Origin of the sequence: Pontibacillus salipaludis, from assembly GCF_014642405.1 — a bacterium.
In the GTDB taxonomy this organism is placed as follows: domain Bacteria; phylum Bacillota; class Bacilli; order Bacillales; family BH030062; genus Pontibacillus; species Pontibacillus salipaludis.
Genome location: NZ_BMIN01000020.1, coordinates 24587 through 41356, shown reverse-complemented (window position 1 = coordinate 41356; position 16770 = coordinate 24587). Strand labels below are relative to the sequence as shown.

Below are 16770 nucleotides of genomic sequence, written 5' to 3'. Positions count from 1 at the left end.
TTCTTGTAATTATTCCATATAAGCCCCCTTATGTGGAATAATTGAAGTTGCGAGGTTGCTAGTCGTTCCCCAGACATCCCAAGCTCTCAACAAAATAACGGCCCCATTTACACTAAGATGTCTCAGCTTCAAGTTTTCAACATTCCTGCCCAAATATTGAATATTCCAGAGGGGGAGGGATAATATTGCACATAAAAGCAGCGTTCCATTTTTAGTGGAACGCTGCTTTTTCCGTCAATAGCTTACTGTTGAGTAAAGACCCAATCCCCATTAATCATTGTTTGCACAGGACTGTTCCGAAGGTCGAATGGATCACCGTCCCATAGGACAAGGTCTGCGTCTTTTCCTACTTCTAATGAACCTACTCTTTCTTCAATACCTAGGTGTTTAGCGGCATTATACGTTAATGCTTGCATAGCAAGGGATTCGTCTAAACCGTTTTTCACTCCCATAATGGCGCTTGTAATAAGGTGTTCAATCGTTACGACTGGGTGATCAGTTGTAATCGCAAATGGAATCCCCACCTCACCAAATGCTGTTAGCGTATGCCATCCTCTGTTAGCAAGTTCTACTTTAGACCTTGAAGTCATTGTCGGTCCAACAGCAATACTCACTTCTTTATGTTTAGCAATGAAATCTGTAATGAGATGTCCTTCTGTTCCGTGCTCAATCGTCAGGTCTATATTGAATTCTTTCTTAATACGAAGCACTGTTGCGATATCCTCTGCACGATGGGCATGAACTCGTAAAGGCATTTCTTTCTTTAATACTTTAGCGATCTGTTCCATTTCCAAGTCCCGAGGTCTCTCCTCTTTTTCCAGAGCTTTTATGTAAGTTTGTGCTTCAATTAATTTTTGCCTTAATATAGCGGCAACACCCATTCGCGTATTTGGTTTCTTTCCTTTCCCTCCATGTACACGCTTTGGGTTTTCACCTGTTGCTGCTTTTAGTCCAGAAGGTTCAAGAACGACCATTTCATCCACGACTGTCCCTGCTGTTTTGACGACAACCATTTCTCCACCGATAACATTCGCACTACCCGGTAAGATCTGAACTGTTGTTACGCCACCTTGACGAGCGTCATCAAACCCTTGATCGAAAGGATTAATACCATCGAGGGCCCGGATTTCGGCTGTAGTTGCACTACTTGTTTCATTGAAATCATGCCCCTCTGAACCAATGCCTTGCTCAAAAACACCTAAATGAGTATGTACATCAATCAATCCTGGTGTGATTACTTTCCCTTTTGCATCAATTACTGGAGCCCCTTCTGGAATGGGGACGTGCATACCAATTGCTTCAATCTTACCGTTTTTAATTATTATCGTTGCGTCTTCAAACGTTTCTCCTCTTCCGTTATAACCTGTTACATTTTTGATTACAAGCATAGTAAACCCCTCTCTTTCTTTTCTAGTTTACATTATTTCCAGTACCGAAATAAACAGAAAATTGTTAATAGTTGAGCGCAAGAGGTGGCAAAATGTCGTATATACATTTGGACTTATTGTATAACAAACTTACAAATAAGAAGGAGCGATCCATAAATTTGTTTATGAATCGCTCCTTTCTCGTTAGGCTCTTCTAGCAGCTTGCTGTATGGGGTCCCATACACTATTAAAAGGTGGGGCATAGGACAGATCTAAATCTACGAGTTCGTCCACCGTCATGGAATGATATAAGGCAGTTGCTATTACATCAATCCTTTTATCAACGCCTTCTCCCCCAATAATTTGAGCACCTAATAAGACACGTGTATGATCATTGTATACTAACTTAACTTTCATTGGATTATCTTTTGAATAATACCCTGCAGCATGATTAGAATCGATTGTGACTGAAGTATAAGGAAAATGGATCGCCTCAGCCTCATGTTCAGATAATCCAGTTTTACCAAGAGCAGCATCAAAGAATTTAATGATCGAGGAACCAACAATCCCTTTAAATGGTGTAGGGATATTAATCATATTCAATCCAGCCACCCTCCCTTGCTTATTGGCATGTGTTCCAAGAGGGATATAATCAGGACGTTGTTTCACTCGGTGATATTGTGTGGCACAGTCACCAGCAGCATAAATATCCTTAATCGTGCTTTCCATGTAAGTGTTCACCTCAATTGCTCCATGAACGCTTGTGAAAATACCTGTTCCTTGTAAAAAGGACGTATTTGGAGTCACCCCAACGGCTATTATAACCAGATCTGAAGGGTGCTCTCCCTGATCGGTAACAACACATCTTACACGACCATTATCATTGGTCTTAAAACCTTCTACCGATTCTTTGAATGTAAGCTTCACATTTTGTTTTTCTGCTTGCTCATGAATGAGTTCACTCATATCTTCATCGAAAATTTTAGCAAGGCGTTCACCACGCTCGATAATTTGTACATTCTTCCCTATGTCACAGAGTGTTTCCGCCATCTCGAGGCCAATGTAGCCACCTCCAATAATGGTTACATTCTGCACATCCTCATTTATGTAATTCATTATTTCCTCTGCATCAGGAATCGTTTTTAAGGTGAAGATCCCCTCAGACTCAATACCCTCCCACGGAGGACAATTTGGACTAGCCCCTGTCGCTACAAGAAGTCGATCATATTGATCTTCAAAGCCTTCCCCTGTGTGATGATTGGTTCCATAAACCATTTTCTTCTCACAATCAACTTTTGTTACTTCATGTAGAGTATGGGTCTTAATTCCGTATTTTTCTTGAAACGTTTCTGGTGTCCTGGCAATAAGATCGTCTGTGGAATCAACAATGCCATTAATGGTATATGGCAGGCCACACTGACCATAAGAATACGTCTCACCTTTCTCATAGGTTACGATTTCATTTCCTTCACTGTTTCGTACAATTTGCATAGCGGCACTCATTCCAGCCGCATCTCCCCCGATGATTATGTATTTCATCGTAACACCTCTCTTTATCATGTATACTAGTATGTTCCTCTATTACCTTACCCATAAACCCAATGTGGTATAGCTATTTGCATCATTTTGTATTCCATTAAACCCAGTAATCTAAAAAGACTTGATTGTTGGAGCGCATAAAAAACCCTGCTCTTTATGAGCAGGGTTTGGGTTATTTTAATATTTAGGGTCAGCAACTTTTACTAGTTGTTTTCCTAGGTTTTTCCCTTGGAACAGTCCGAAGAATGCATCTGGAATGTTTTCAAAGCCATCTGTTATTGTTTCTTCATATTTTAGTTTGCCTTCAGATAGCCATTTGGCAAGGTCTTGAACACCTTCACCAAAGCGGTCTGCATAGTCTCCCACGATAAAGGCTTGTAGTTTGGCGCGGGATTTGAGTAGTTTGGTTTGAACGCGTGGGCCTAAGTCACCATCTGTTCGGTTATACGAAGAAATCGCTCCGCAAAGAGGAATTCTGGCAAATGAGTTTAAAAGATTTAGTACAGCGTCAGAAATCTCTCCGCCTACGTTATCGAAGTACACGTCAACACCATTTGGGCACAGACCTGAAAGAGCTTCTTGTATATCATCAACAGTCTTATAGTTAATACCTGCATCAAATCCTAGTTCTTCTGTGATATAGTTTACCTTCTCATCAGAACCGGCAATACCGACTACGTGGGCTCCTTTTAGCTTTGCGATTTGACCAACGATCATACCTACCGCTCCTGCAGCACCAGAGACTACAACGGTTTCTCCTTCTTTAGGTTCACCAATATCAAGTAAACCAAAATAAGCCGTTAAACCAGTCATCCCTAATACGCCAAGGTATGCAGATAATGGGGCTTGTTCACCGTCTATTTTTCGAACTTGACTAGAAGGAATGGTATTATAATAGCGCCAACCAAGAAAGCCTGTTACTTTGTCGCCTACTGAAAACTGATCGTCTTCAGATTCAACGATTTCTCCTACAACCGTACCGTTAATGGTTTCATTTAAAGGGAATGGTTGAGTGTAGGATTTTTGATCACTCATACGTCCTCTCATATAAGGATCGACAGAAATATATAAGCTTCTGACAACTACTTCTCCTTTTTGTGGAGATTTAATTTCTACATCTTCATAAGTGAAATTTTCATGTGTGGGCATCCCTTCAGGACGCTTTGCTAGTACGATTTGTTGATTCTCTTTTGTCATAGTAAAAATGCTCCTTCCATTTAGCACCTTGAATATTCAAAATAGCAAATCACTGTATCATAAATCAACTTATTCGACTTTTGCCATGTCTCTATTGATCATGGGCTTTTAGCTTCTTATGCCCTTACATATCATGTGATTCACTGGAAAGAGGATTTTTAAACGTTTGAGTTCTCTTTCTTAAACCTTCATTTTAGAGGAAATGTATTCCTCTTATTAAAAAAGGGACAACACTTTTACAGTGTTGACCCTTGTTTGATAATTTGGAGATTGTCTAAGAAACGCTCTGCCTCTATAGTAGATTTAACTATATGTATGTTCTTGTGTGCGGCTGCTTTGTGAAGTCGTTCTTTCAACTTTGGGCGCTTGTCATAATGAAAGTTCCAAACGTACTTGATAAACTCAAAGTCTAGCTTTTCTTCACAACCTTCCCCCATGTCAGGCCTCGTTTTGTTGCGATTCTGGACGTACCGTTTCAGAATGCGGTATAGACACACTTCCCTAGGCGGGTCTAGCCAAATGACCGTATCAGCTTTTTCTAAGCGAACAGGAAGAGTGGCTCCGAAGTTCCCATCGATCACCCATGATTCTTGATTCATAACCTTTTGTTGCATCTCTATAAATTCTTCACGCTCTCTCATAACCCAACCAGGCAACCAAAACAATTTATCTAAATGATACACCTCTTCATTTAAGACACTTCCTAGACGCCTTGAAAACGTAGATTTCCCAGCCCCAGGGCACCCCACTACCATTACACGCTTCATATAATCCCCCTCTCCATTGTAATAGTTTACCATATCAAAGAGTGTCAGACACCCTTTACCATTTTAGAGTGTGAACGCGTGCCAGACACCCTTTACTGCAGTAAAGGGTGTCTGGCACTGTTTGTCGCTTTACTTCGGTGCATGGAATAACTATAATGGGTTCATGTTTAGATTAGGGGGGATCGAATGGATAGTCGCCATTTAAGATATTTCGTAGAAGTGGCACGTGTTAATAGTTTCACGAAAGCTTCTCATTCGTTGAAACTTTCACAACCTGCTTTGAGTAAAATGATTCGAAATCTTGAAGAGGAACTAGACGTTACGCTAATTGATCGTTCAAAAAAACAAATTACGTTAACTGATTCAGGAGAACTCGTTTATACACAAGCCCAGCGTGTACTTGGTATGATGGATGACTTAACAAGTTCCCTTTATGATATGGTGCATTTAAAAAAAGGTACAATTCAACTTGGCCTACCTCCGTTAATAGGTACGCTTTTCTTCCCTGAACTTATCGCCAGGTTTCGCCAGAAGTTCCCTGGCATTTCTATAAAGATCACTGAATATGGTGCTAAGAAAATTGAAAAAATATTGGAAGAAGGTCATGTCGATGTAGCTGTTGCTGTTGCACCTATAGATGAAACGGTATTTCAAGCTCATCCATTCAACGAAGAAACAATGGATGTCGTCTTACCAACTGACCACAAGTTAGCTCAGAAAGATTCAATTGAGCTAGCAGAATTAGCTCATGAAAAGTTCATCCTATTTCAAGAGGATTTCGCCATGCACGATATTATACAAACCTACTGCCAGTCTGTAGGTTTTACACCTGAGATTGAGTTAGAGAGCTCTCAGTGGGACTTTATTGTAGAAATGGTGAAAGCTCAAATAGGAATTGCTATTATGCCGAAATCCATATGTGAAAAGATCAATTCAACAGAGGTAAGGAACATTCCTGTTGTGAATCCATGCGTTCCTTGGACATTATCCATGATCGTCAAACAAGATCGCTACTTACCATATGCAGCAAGGGAGTTTATACAGTTTATTCATGAATCAAAACTATAACTTTTTTTTATAATTCAAATAAGAAATATGTATTTTCATTATGAACATCTCCATCATATAATGAGAATACGTCAACATCATGAAAAAACAGCTCCCAACCTGTCTTTTTCATGAAAGGTTCTCCCAAACCTTTGACTCCCAAAAGCTTTCAAAATTAAAAGATCGTTCAAGAAAAGAGCCCATCCCAAGGCTCTTTTCGCATGTTCAGGGGGTGTAAGCATTTACAAAACGTTTCTAAAACTTGTTTTACAATTTTTACTCATTAATGTCTTTTTCTTTTTAGGAGTAGCCGTCCAGCAGCTTACACAATTTCCGATACCTGGAAGCATTTTTGGTTTACTCTTTCTTTTTATTGCTCTTTATTTCGGTTTGATAAAATTAGAGTGGGTCGAAGAAGCTGGTAAATGGTTGTTGGCAGAACTTCTTTTATTCTTCATTCCTGCAGCAGTCGGGATCGTTCAATATCCTGAAATGGCTGGGTGGAATGGATTCCAGATACTCATTATCATCATGATCAGTACCATTTTAGTGATGGGAAGTACCGGCATTGTTGCCGATTTTCTTTCTAAACGAAGGAAGGAAGATTCAAAATGATTTATTTAATTGCAACGATACTCATTTATATTGTGAGTAAACGTATATATAAACACTATCCAAAAGCCTATTTAACACCATTACTTGTGGTACCAGTTGTATTGGTGGCAGCCCTAGTTGTTCTCGATATCCCATTTCAAAACTACGAAAAAGGCACAAGTGCGATCAGTTACTTTTTGGGGCCCGCAACAGTCGCGTTTGCGATACCCATTTATAAACACTTTGAGCTAATTAAGAAATTTATGGTTGAGATCTTATCAAGCATCGTAGCTGGCTCAGTCGTAGCTGTGTTGTCTTCATTTTTCTTAGGGTATCTCATACATTTAAGCGGAAACTTTATGACGAGCATTATGCCTAGATCCATTACGACACCTATTGCAATGGAAGTTTCTAAGACAATTGGAGGAGTACCGGCCTTAACAGCCGCTTTTGTTGTGGCAACCGGTATTATTGGTTCTATTGTAGGCCCTCATGTCATAAAAGTGTTCTCCTTAAAATCACCTGTTGCCCGAGGTGTTTCTTTCGGAGTAGCTGCTCATGGCGCCGGCACATCGAAGGCATTCGAATTCGGAGACCAAGAAGGAACGTTCTCAAGCCTCTCCATGATTATAGCAGCAGGAGTAACGCTAGTTTGGGGGAACACTTGGATCCCTCACTTCCAACATTTATTCATTCAATAACAATAAAAAGGACCAGGTCGCATTTTTTTGCAACCTGGTCCTCTATTATTAGTTAAGCTATTTCTTATCTGCCTTCATATCAGCGGAGAATGATTTGAGAAGTCCCCACACCATTACGAGCAGAATAATCGTGAGTGGTAAACCTGTAATAATGGTTGCGGCTTGAAGACCATCTATTCCACCTGACCACATTAGGATTGCTGCAATAGCAACCATTACAATTCCCCATGCAAATTTCACGAAGAATGGTGGATTTAAACTACCATTGTGTGTCTGCATTCCGAGTACAAATGTAGCTGAATCTGCTGAAGTAACGAAGAATGTAAGAATTAGCAAAACAGATACCCCAGAGAGAATAAAGCTAAAGTTCATTTGTTCAAATACATAGAATAACGCTGTCTCTAAACTTTGACCTGCCACATCAATGCCCATGATGTGATCGTAGTAAATACCTGCACTACCAAAGACGCCAAACCATAAAGCACAAACAATTGATGGAGCTATAATGACCGCTACAAGGAACTCTCGTACTGAGCGCCCTCTTGAAACACGGGCAATAAATGTACTTACAAACGGTGTCCAAGAGATCCACCATGCCCAGTAGAAGATTGTCCAGCCTTTTACCCAGTCATTATTCTCTTGTTGGAATGGAGAGAACCTGAGCCCCATACTAGGCAAGTTCTGTACATAAGACCCAAACGTTGCTGAGAACGTTTCCAACATAAACTGAGTTGGTCCAAGAAATAAAAAGGCAAAGAATAGGGTTACGGCTAAAATTAGGTTCGCATTACTCAAATAGCGAATACCCTTTGATAAACCACTTGCTGCCGAAGTAATAAATAGTACCGTTGTGATAGCCATAATAATAAGCTGCACACCAAAATTATTTGGAACATCAAATAAGAAGTTTAAGCCTCCATTAATTTGAGATGCACCAATTCCAAGAGATATGGCTACTCCAAATAATGTTGCAAATACAGCGATAATATCGACTACCATACCTATTGGACCGTTTGCACGATCCCCGATAACTGGTCGTAACGTAACACTCATTAACCCTGGCATGTCTTTCTTAAATTTATAATAAGCAAGTGCCAGAGCTACGATCGCGTAAATTGCCCAAGCATGAAAGCCCCAATGAAGATACGTATATCTTAAACCTACCTTTGCAGATTCAATTGTATTCGCTTCTCCAAAAGGAGGTGTCGAGTAGTGAGATACCGGCTCTGAAACACCATAGAATAGTAGCCCGATTCCCATACCTGCACTAAAGAGCATAGCAAACCATGTTGATGTACTGTATTCTGGTTTTTCGCCTTCTTTTCCTAATTTAATCTTCCCATATTTACTAAATGCGATAACAAGAGAGATGACAAAGAAGAAGGTTGTAGCAAACTGATAGAACCACCCAAACTGATCAAGCACAAAGCTTTTACCCGCACTCATGACATTGAACATTTGATCAGGTAATATAGCTCCCCATAGTACGAATGCGATACCTATTGATAATGAAATCCAAAACATCTTCGTGAAACTCTTCACGTATTTTCCTCCTCTTTTTAATAGACGCCCCATTATTCTCCGGGCGCAGGAGAGTTTTATGTAACTTAGAAACTCTGGTTCCTCTCCCATAGATACTTTCTACTAACTAATCCCTTTTATACAACTTTTCAAACCTTTACTTTTCTAGAACACTCCCCACCGCCTTATACAGGAAGAAATGATAAAATGTCCCTTTTTTCGACTCATTTCGCCCTTTCACTAGTTATTTATGTTACAATAATGCCCCAGAAAATTCAAATAATTATATGGAATAGGTGAGCATCATGAAATTATCACGTTGGAGTTTCGACCGTAAGAATAGGATTCGAGGATATTTCGACAAGTTCCCAAATTCTACGATCTATTTCAGAAGAATTAAACGATATTATAGTGTATACTCCTTAGACTGGAGTGAGGAGGATCCTTTGGTTACAATGGAAGATCGTGAAGAAATGCAGCAACTATTAAATAAAGAGATTGGCAGGCTTGCCGCTTATGAAAACAGAAAATCGCGAGAACATTTATAATTGTTCTCGCGATTTTGTATGTGTTCTTATAGTGCTCTGTTATCTGTAGACTGTGGAGTCTGGATAGTTGATGTAGTTGGAGCTGTTTGCTCTTCCTCTTCTTCATAAGAATTTGTTAATTCTTCTTTCGCTTCTGCAGCTTTTTCGCCTACATCTTTTAACTCTTCTCCAGTCTCTTTTACTGTAGAGACAATCTCTTCTGACTCTTCTTTCACATCTTGCATTTGTTTCGCTAAATCTTTTCCTTGGTCATTAATAATGTTCTGAATTTGATTGACAGCTTCTTTTGTAGCTGTAGCAGTACGCTGAATGCGATCCACAAGGTCATCTTTTGTTCCTTGCGGGTCTTCTTTTACGGTTGATACATAGCTACTTACGGAATCTTTCGTAGAAGAAGACTTCTCTTTAAGAGAGTTGCGCGTCTCACGATTCATAAGTGTAACCGCTCCACCAACTAAAGCTCCAATCGCCATATAGAATGTAACTTTTCCTAATCCACTTTTTTGATTTGCCATATCCATTCTCCTTTGTTAATCGTTTATTTTTGGTTTGTGTGATCTAGTGCTGCCTTCATTGCTTTTTTGCGCTTCGTCAGGAAATAACTAAACGCTATCGCTCCATAGAGTCCGCGTAGGTTCTCTTCGTTTACGACGGTTTTACCGTCATTAGTATTCTTCTTTAATGAAGAAGTCATATCGACTAAGGAGGAGGTTAACTTTCTAGAAGACTCTCCAACATCGCCGATTATGTAAAACAATGGACTAAGGGTGCGAATCTTCTCATTCACATCTGCTAATGTATCTCTACTTTGACCTAACACTTCTGCTGTTTGATTCATTACCCCGTCTAATTGATCAGGTAATTTCTTTACCGTTTCGTCTACCCCATTTAGGACATGAGCTAAGTTATTCAGGGTGCGCGCTACAAAGATCGAAATAATAGCAAAAGCGATTCCGATAATGAGTACTCCAATTCCTACTAACGTCAAACCTATTCACCTTCTTCCTATTAATGTGTTTCTTGCTTGGTCATCTTCCACTTTTGATAGAGAGACAAAGCTGTAGTCCCCCAATGATAGGCTTCCGTCATCTTAACGGAATGATCGGCTGTGTATGTTCTAAGCGTACTTGGAACTCCATCAATGGACCGATTCAATTGAATAAGGGAAGAACCTAAACCATGTAAAGAGTGAAAAACCGGTTGAAGGGCATCTGTTTTCTCCTTTACATCGTCAACAATGAGATGAGTTTCTTGAACGATCTCTTCTGTTTCTTGTGTAATCCCGTGAAGCTGTTGTTCTACTTCAGATAATGTGTTCCCTAAATCATTCATTGATCTTGAAACTGAAGATAATAGTTTAGCAATATAGATCGACAGTAAAGCAAATGAAATGGAAACGATCAGTATTCCAATATAAAGATAAATCATCTTCCCTATCCTCCCTTCTCTACGTTTTACCACAACACTATCTAATCAAAACACATTCTTTACATCTTGACGATTAAAAAGTTTTCCAAAAGGGGAAGGAATGTACATAAACAAATAAAACGGAGGGTTTTCGTTGAAATCAATCATTAGTTATGTAAAAGAGTTAAAGAACAAGTTTCAAGAAAATAATATCCCCATACTTGCTGCAGCCCAAGCCTATTACTATTTATTAGCAATCGTTCCGCTACTTATACTAATGCTCTCTATTCTTCCATACTTAAAGATAGACTCACAACTTGCTATTGAATTTATGGGAAGTATAATACCAGATGAAACGATGAGTATCTTTAAGGAGCAGATCATCAGTTTAGTCGACTCCCCTAAAGGTGGTTTGTTAACCGTTGGTATTATTGGTACCCTTTGGTCTGCATCCTCAGGAGTAATGGCATTTATTAATTCAGCGAATCTGGCCTACGAAGTTGAGGAAACTAGATCTTTCATTAAGGTCCGGTTATTATCGATCGTCCTTACATTAGGAATGATTGTAGCCATTGCTGTAGCACTAGTACTGCCTGTGTTTGGTGATCTCATCATTCAAGGAATCAACCAAGCTTTAAATCTCCCTGAACAATCCGTCATTATCTTCCAGTTTTTAAGATGGGCGATTGGGATTGTTGTAATGACAGGAATTTTAATGGCTTTATATCATTTTGCACCGAACAAAAACTATCCATTTAAACACATACTTCCAGGAGCTATGATCACTGCGATCTTATGGCAACTCATTTCCCTTGCTTTCTCCTTCTATGTTAGTAACTTTGGGAATTATTCAGCTACGTACGGTAGTTTAGGTGGGATTATTATTTTATTATTATGGTTCTTCCTAACAGGACTTATCCTTATGATTGGCGCTGAAATAAATGTTCTTTACCATAAGAGGCACAGAAAATCTTCCACCGATTCTACGTTTTCAGCATAAAAATAGCCCGGTCCTAAACTGTAAACACATGTAAGGATCGGGCTAGCTTTTTTGTATTTTTCTTTGTTGTTTACAATCACTTATACTTCCGGACATTTATAACACTCATCTGACTGAAATGTAATATTTTCAATAGCGAAGGGAGTTTTCCCATCTAGTGCAAGGAATCCTGCAATAGATAATAGAGCCAAATCAAGTTCAAACCCCGCTCTTAAGTTGGTGCCTAAAAACCCAATCGGTAGTTTTAGTTGTGTAATAGAAAGTAACATGACTACCGCAATGATAGATGACGTTATTTGAACTTTAAATCCAATCATTAAGAATAGCCCTCCTATTACTTCAATAATACCTATTGAATATAACAAGGACATAGGGATTGTAATCGATTCAAGAGCAATTGATGTGTTACCCATACCGATTTTAAATTTTGTAAGTCCATGTATAAAGACTGTAAACCCTAAAAAGAGGCGTAATAAAAAAATGCCAATTTGATGTCGCTTATGACTCATTCTTCTCATCCTTTCTATAGGATCGTTTTTCACTCAACAAGTTACTTTATGTAACTAATTATAATCATGTAACCTCGATACGACAAGTAATTTGTTTATGGTATGCAATTAGGTTACGGAAAGGCAGAAGTTATGTTACACTATAAACGAAGGAGAGATCGACTGTGGAAGACTCTAGTTTATGTCCGAGATTTGAAAAAGCTGTCGGGATTATTAGCCAGCGTTGGAATGCACTTATTATATATCAATTATTATCTGGCCCTCAGAGAAACCATGAAATAAAAGACGCAATCGGGATTAGCGGCCGTTTATTATCTGAACGGTTGAAAGATTTAGAAGCTGAAGACATCATTCACAGAGAAGTATACGCTGAAACGCCTGTAAGAATTGAATATTCTCTAACAGATAAAGGACATTCTCTTAAACCATTAATGAAAGACATCAAAGCATGGGCGGATGAGTGGATTGATATTCCCACCCATAAACAATGCAAGTCCTAATGGAACTTATTAAAACAAAAGAAAAAGAGAGTGAAATCTTGGCTTAAGATTTCACTCTCTTTTTAATACCAATTAACTATACTTAGAAGCCCTTCACCTTACTGATTTCGAGATTGTTTACGAGCAAAGACTGCTGTACCAGCCAGCATCGCTAACACAGATAAGATAATCCAAGTGAAGTTGTTTGACTGCTCTGCTCCACCCATTCCCGTATCTGGCATTTCTGAAGGCATGTCAGAGCTAAATTTCTCTGGGTATTGATTTACAAACCCTGAGGATAAAGCTTTTGCTGCTCCGAACATGTGGCCATAAGATTCACGAAGTGTTTCATATGCCATATCATAATCTTCTTGTGCATACTGATCAAACGTAGTAATCAAGTAGTCAACGTGACTCTGCAGATTCTTCGCTAGTGTTTCGGATTTTAGCTCTCCTTCTGTGGCTTTCTCTAAGAACATGGAGAAATCCTGACGATACTGATCAAGAGCATCTAATGCTTTTTGTTTCATTTCCTCATCATCAGCACCGGTAGCTTTTACATAGTCTACAAAGTGGCCGATATGGTTCGTCCACATTTTCTTAAACTCCTGACCTGCTTCTTCACCATAAATGGAGCTAATGGCTGCTGCAAGATCATCCGTGTTATGGCTTAAAGCTTGTGTAGATGCTTTGAAGTCTTCTGATCCATCAATACCATTTTGCATAGCCATCATAGCCAATCCTGCGTGTTCGCTCATGAGATGGTTTAAGTTTGAGCGCAGATCAGCTGCTGGTGTTACCGCCTTCGTCTCATTGAATTGATCCGGGAACTGATCCACAATTGCACTCGTTAGTCCTTTACTTACTCCGTACATGTGTTCAATCGCTTTACGTTCATATTCGTAAGCTTTTTCATAATCGCCAGCTACATAGCTATCAAAAGCTCCGATAAGTTGGTTAACATGCATCTGTAGTCCATCTGCAAGTTTTCCTGCTTTTAAGCGCTCATCTGTTGCATTTTCTAAGAACTGTGAGAAGTCTTTACGGTATTCAGTTAATTCCTGAAGAGCTGCTTCTTTAGCTTCAGCGTCTTCGTTGCCTGTGGCTTTAACATAATCAACGAAGTAACCAATATGATCCGACCAAATCTGTTTAAATTGTTTACCTGCTTCTTCACCATACACAGAAGCAATCGCTTTTGATAAACCTTCTGTATTACTGCTAAGGGCATTTGCCGATGCCTCAAAATCCTCTGCCCCTTCAGCCCCTTTTCTCATCGTTTCAACAGCCAGGTAAGCGTGCTCACTTAAAAGACGATCCAAGGAAGCACGTAATTCAACAGCTTCTGTCGTGACAGTTGGTTTTGCCGAGCTGTGATCATCTGCGCTCACAATACTTGCTGTTGTCGGAAGTAATAAAGAGAAACTTAAAGGTACAGTTACAAGTGCTTTTTTCATGTTCATGGATAGATCCACTCCTCTTTGTTTTTTGTTTATTCACTAAGCTATCGAGGAGGATCTTTATTTGGATCACCATTTTTTTAAAAAATTTATAGTGCCCCATCAAAGAGTGGAGCCAGGACTGTATAGATGGAGAACACGAACACAACATAAAATGTCTTGGAGCCGATCCTTCCCTTAAGAAGTTCATGACTCTTCCCTTTACTTCGATGTGCGATGATTGAATAGAGACAAAACAAAGATAAAGAGATCCCAAACCAAACTTTCCCTATATTACCCATATAAGAAATACCAGCTTGTTCATAAGTAAAACTAAGAACATATTCACTTATAAAAAATCCGATCACAATAAATACCAATAGTTCTGCTATAGTAACCACATACCCTTTCCATACTTCCAACCTAAACACCTCCCCATTTCTCCTTTCACCTTAACACTTTTTTCCATTTAACGCTAAGGCTCTGCTAAAGTTTATTGTTGTCATTCTTTATAACAACCTTGTTCAAGAATAGGACAGTAACCTTGAAGGCCCGAAGCTGAGATAATGTTTCTGTTAACTTTAGTTGAGCGTAAGGTGGGCCTGGAAACCACTCGCTTTCCTGTGGGGAGCTGGTGAGCCTCCTCAGCCGGCATAGCCGGCCTCCGGGGTCTCACCTAGATTGAAAAGTGTAGGCGTGGTGCCTAGGACCGTACGGACAAGACAGCTTTTTGGAAAAGGCGCTAAGCCTTTGTAAAAAAGATGACTTGTCTCGCTAGGTCCTCCACGCCAGAACTAGACTAGGCTCTTCTGCCACGGGAGTCTCGCAGTTTCCAGGCCCACCTTTACCATACAAGGAGGAACGAAATCATGCCATATAGGGTAACAACAGACCTGCTGATGCGAACTTCGGGGCCGTTCACCCTTTTAATGTCAGGGCTTGCTCGGGGACTGCGAGACTCCCGCGGGAAAAGAAGCCTAGGGAAGACCCCACAGAGAGCGAATGCGAACGAGGAGGCTTCCCAGCTCCCCGCAGGAAAGCGAGTTGTCCCCGAGCAAGCCCAAGCACTCATAATCGTAACGGCCCTCACCTCAACTTCAAGACTTATATAGAACAAAATCAACACTAAACAGTAACAGATCCATTGCTACAAAAAAAGAAGACCTGAACCATTATTGGTCCAGGTCTTCTTTTCTTTAAAGCTTCGAGGACAAGACAATGTCGCCTCGAGGGGTTTCACTTGTGGCGTCAGGCTCTTTCGTAATGGCGATTGTATCAAAATCACCTTGATCATTTAGCTTTTCTAGAGAAAAAGCTACAGCACCTTCACCATTTTGATTGGTCACAAAGCTACCTGCTCTGTATGGGGTTTCTCCATTAATGAGCCATACTTGGTAAACTTCTTCACCTTGTAATTGGCTCAGCTGCTCCGCTTCTACAACAAGCGTCATATCTTCTTGTTGTTTAATAATAGATGCCGAGCCCGATCCTTCTTGCTGCCCAGATAACGTGACTTTATTCGTTACCTCGTCTATGCTGTCCACCACAGTACCGGTATCTTTATCCGCTTCATTGAATAGAGTGTAAACATTTCCTGACACGGATAATAGTAATCCCGCTGCTAATAACGCTGTCCATGGTTTTCTAGCGCGCTTCTTCTGTTTGTGAGTCGTGAGCGATGCTACTTTATCATCTTCATAAGATTGTTCCGATTCATCACGTACAAAATCCGCTTCCGTTTGTTCTTCCTCAAACACACTCTCAAGAACCCTGTTCTTCATGCCTTCAGGTGGTTCTACTGGCTCTGCAGCGTATGGAAGATCTTCCATAATGCTGCCCATCTCTTCAACTTCTTCACGACATTCAGAGCATTCTTTCAAATGATCTTCAAATGCTCGTTTTTCTTCTTCATTTAGCTCGCCGCTTATATAATCAATTAGCCGATCACATTGTTCAGGCATCACTCACACCCCCTTTCTCTTCGATGATGGCCAGTTCTTTTTTAAGACGTTTTAAAGCTAACCTAATTCGACTCTTTACGGTTCCTAAAGATATATCTAAATGTTCAGCGATCCGCTGTTGTGTCAATCCTTTAAAATAAAATAGCATGACGATTTTCTTTTGTTCTTTGGGAAGATGCTTCATAGCTTCCCTAATCATACTCCCTCTTTCCTTCCATTCCACGAGATCCTCAACAGAAGGTTCTTTCTCATTTGGTGCATCCCACTCTTCATCTAATGCATAGTTTTGATTTTCCTTTTTACGTAACACGTCAATCGCTGTATACCTGGCGATTGTAATAATCCATGATGAAAATTTCCCTTTTGTTTCATCGTATGTTGCCTTTTGAGTCCATATTTTTATGAACACTTCTTGCATAACTTCTTCTGACATCTCCTTCTGCCCACATGTCTTATAGGCAAAGGAGTAAAGCAACTTCTCGTATTTATCATAAATCTTCTCAAGCGCATGTTTATCGCCTGTTAAGACCTTTTGATAAAGATCATAGTCCCGCTCCTTCATACCATTCTCCTTTTACGATCAATAATACCAATATCATAGCATACTAAGTGGGATCGATGAGAAGTCACAAGATGGGAGTTATAAAGAAATCGTTTTGATTCCCTTTTTAGATCACCTTTAAACGTAAAAAAA

Annotated in this window: 19 protein-coding genes; 6 read left to right on the top strand and 13 right to left on the bottom strand. The window is 39.8% G+C overall.

The window, feature by feature from the left end; genetic code table 11:
* Positions 1 to 242 precede the first annotated feature (242 nt).
* The 4 genes from IEW76_RS17410 to IEW76_RS17395 all read right to left on the bottom strand — a co-directional run bounded on the left by IEW76_RS17410 (position 243) and on the right by IEW76_RS17395 (position 4870).
* On the bottom strand, positions 243 to 1388 hold the full coding sequence (locus IEW76_RS17410; RefSeq protein ID WP_188655704.1) for an amidohydrolase: 1146 nt from the start codon (positions 1386 to 1388) through the stop codon (positions 243 to 245).
* A gap of 183 nt (positions 1389 to 1571) precedes the next feature.
* Complete coding sequence (locus tag IEW76_RS17405; RefSeq protein ID WP_188655703.1) at positions 1572 to 2906, bottom strand: FAD-dependent oxidoreductase; 1335 nt, start codon at positions 2904 to 2906, stop codon at positions 1572 to 1574.
* Positions 2907 to 3083: 177 nt separating this feature from the next.
* Positions 3084 to 4103 (bottom strand): NADP-dependent oxidoreductase, encoded by a 1020-nt coding sequence (locus IEW76_RS17400; RefSeq protein WP_188655702.1) that lies wholly within the window; start codon positions 4101 to 4103, stop codon positions 3084 to 3086.
* A 236-nt stretch (positions 4104 to 4339) separates the two neighbouring features.
* Positions 4340 to 4870, bottom strand: a complete 531-nt coding sequence (locus IEW76_RS17395; RefSeq protein WP_188655701.1) for a DNA topology modulation protein — start codon at positions 4868 to 4870, stop codon at positions 4340 to 4342.
* Between the two features lie 186 nt (positions 4871 to 5056).
* Here IEW76_RS17395 and IEW76_RS17390 point away from each other — a divergent pair, with 186 nt between their 5' ends.
* From IEW76_RS17390 to IEW76_RS17380, 3 genes are all read left to right on the top strand, one after another.
* Positions 5057 to 5938, top strand: a complete 882-nt coding sequence (locus IEW76_RS17390; protein ID WP_188655700.1) for a LysR family transcriptional regulator — start codon at positions 5057 to 5059, stop codon at positions 5936 to 5938.
* A gap of 153 nt (positions 5939 to 6091) precedes the next feature.
* On the top strand, positions 6092 to 6532 hold the full coding sequence (locus tag IEW76_RS17385) for a CidA/LrgA family protein (protein WP_308422091.1): 441 nt from the start codon (positions 6092 to 6094) through the stop codon (positions 6530 to 6532).
* The gene (locus IEW76_RS17380) at positions 6529 to 7212 is read left to right on the top strand and encodes an LrgB family protein (RefSeq protein WP_188655699.1); all 684 of its coding nucleotides are present in this window, start codon (positions 6529 to 6531) and stop codon (positions 7210 to 7212) included. Before IEW76_RS17385 ends, IEW76_RS17380 begins: the two co-directional genes overlap by 4 nt.
* Before the next feature lie 57 nt (positions 7213 to 7269).
* Here the strand turns inward: IEW76_RS17380 and IEW76_RS17375 are convergent, their stop codons facing one another.
* A complete protein-coding gene (locus tag IEW76_RS17375) occupies positions 7270 to 8754 on the bottom strand; it encodes a BCCT family transporter (RefSeq protein WP_188655698.1) in 1485 nt (494 codons plus the stop codon).
* Between the two features lie 284 nt (positions 8755 to 9038).
* Between IEW76_RS17375 and IEW76_RS17370 the strand changes: the two genes are divergently transcribed.
* The gene (locus tag IEW76_RS17370) at positions 9039 to 9281 is read left to right on the top strand and encodes a protein YuzH (RefSeq protein ID WP_188655697.1); all 243 of its coding nucleotides are present in this window, start codon (positions 9039 to 9041) and stop codon (positions 9279 to 9281) included.
* A 26-nt stretch (positions 9282 to 9307) separates the two neighbouring features.
* Here IEW76_RS17370 and IEW76_RS17365 read toward each other — a convergent pair whose 3' ends face one another.
* Genes IEW76_RS17365 through IEW76_RS17355 form a run of 3 tightly spaced genes read right to left on the bottom strand, consistent with a single transcriptional unit; the run spans position 9308 to position 10709 of the window.
* Entirely contained in the window at positions 9308 to 9796 is a 489-nt protein-coding gene (locus tag IEW76_RS17365; RefSeq protein WP_188655696.1) for a hypothetical protein, read from the bottom strand.
* 23 nt (positions 9797 to 9819) lie between these two features.
* On the bottom strand, positions 9820 to 10269 hold the full coding sequence (locus tag IEW76_RS17360) for a DUF948 domain-containing protein (RefSeq protein ID WP_188655695.1): 450 nt from the start codon (positions 10267 to 10269) through the stop codon (positions 9820 to 9822).
* Between the two features lie 20 nt (positions 10270 to 10289).
* A complete protein-coding gene (locus IEW76_RS17355) occupies positions 10290 to 10709 on the bottom strand; it encodes a DUF948 domain-containing protein (RefSeq protein ID WP_188655694.1) in 420 nt (139 codons plus the stop codon).
* 133 nt (positions 10710 to 10842) lie between these two features.
* Between IEW76_RS17355 and IEW76_RS17350 the strand changes: the two genes are divergently transcribed.
* On the top strand, positions 10843 to 11688 hold the full coding sequence (locus tag IEW76_RS17350) for a YihY/virulence factor BrkB family protein (protein WP_188655693.1): 846 nt from the start codon (positions 10843 to 10845) through the stop codon (positions 11686 to 11688).
* Positions 11689 to 11768: 80 nt separating this feature from the next.
* On the opposite strand, the gene IEW76_RS17345 is transcribed toward IEW76_RS17350, so the two are convergent.
* The gene (locus IEW76_RS17345; RefSeq protein WP_188655692.1) at positions 11769 to 12197 is read right to left on the bottom strand and encodes a DoxX family protein; all 429 of its coding nucleotides are present in this window, start codon (positions 12195 to 12197) and stop codon (positions 11769 to 11771) included.
* Between the two features lie 164 nt (positions 12198 to 12361).
* Here IEW76_RS17345 and IEW76_RS17340 point away from each other — a divergent pair, with 164 nt between their 5' ends.
* Positions 12362 to 12697 carry a winged helix-turn-helix transcriptional regulator gene (locus IEW76_RS17340; RefSeq protein WP_188655691.1) on the top strand — a complete coding sequence of 112 codons (336 nt, stop codon included), beginning with the start codon at positions 12362 to 12364 and terminating at the stop codon, positions 12695 to 12697.
* A 98-nt stretch (positions 12698 to 12795) separates the two neighbouring features.
* Here the strand turns inward: IEW76_RS17340 and IEW76_RS17335 are convergent, their stop codons facing one another.
* From IEW76_RS17335 to IEW76_RS17320, 4 genes are all read right to left on the bottom strand, one after another.
* Positions 12796 to 14139, bottom strand: a complete 1344-nt coding sequence (locus IEW76_RS17335; RefSeq protein WP_188655690.1) for a copper amine oxidase — start codon at positions 14137 to 14139, stop codon at positions 12796 to 12798.
* 86 nt (positions 14140 to 14225) lie between these two features.
* Entirely contained in the window at positions 14226 to 14537 is a 312-nt protein-coding gene (locus IEW76_RS17330; protein ID WP_188655689.1) for a hypothetical protein, read from the bottom strand.
* A 774-nt stretch (positions 14538 to 15311) separates the two neighbouring features.
* Positions 15312 to 16076 carry an anti-sigma factor gene (locus IEW76_RS17325; protein ID WP_188655688.1) on the bottom strand — a complete coding sequence of 255 codons (765 nt, stop codon included), beginning with the start codon at positions 16074 to 16076 and terminating at the stop codon, positions 15312 to 15314.
* Complete coding sequence (locus tag IEW76_RS17320; RefSeq protein WP_188655687.1) at positions 16069 to 16638, bottom strand: RNA polymerase sigma factor; 570 nt, start codon at positions 16636 to 16638, stop codon at positions 16069 to 16071. Before IEW76_RS17320 ends, IEW76_RS17325 begins: the two co-directional genes overlap by 8 nt.
* Positions 16639 to 16770: the final 132 nt, after the last annotated feature.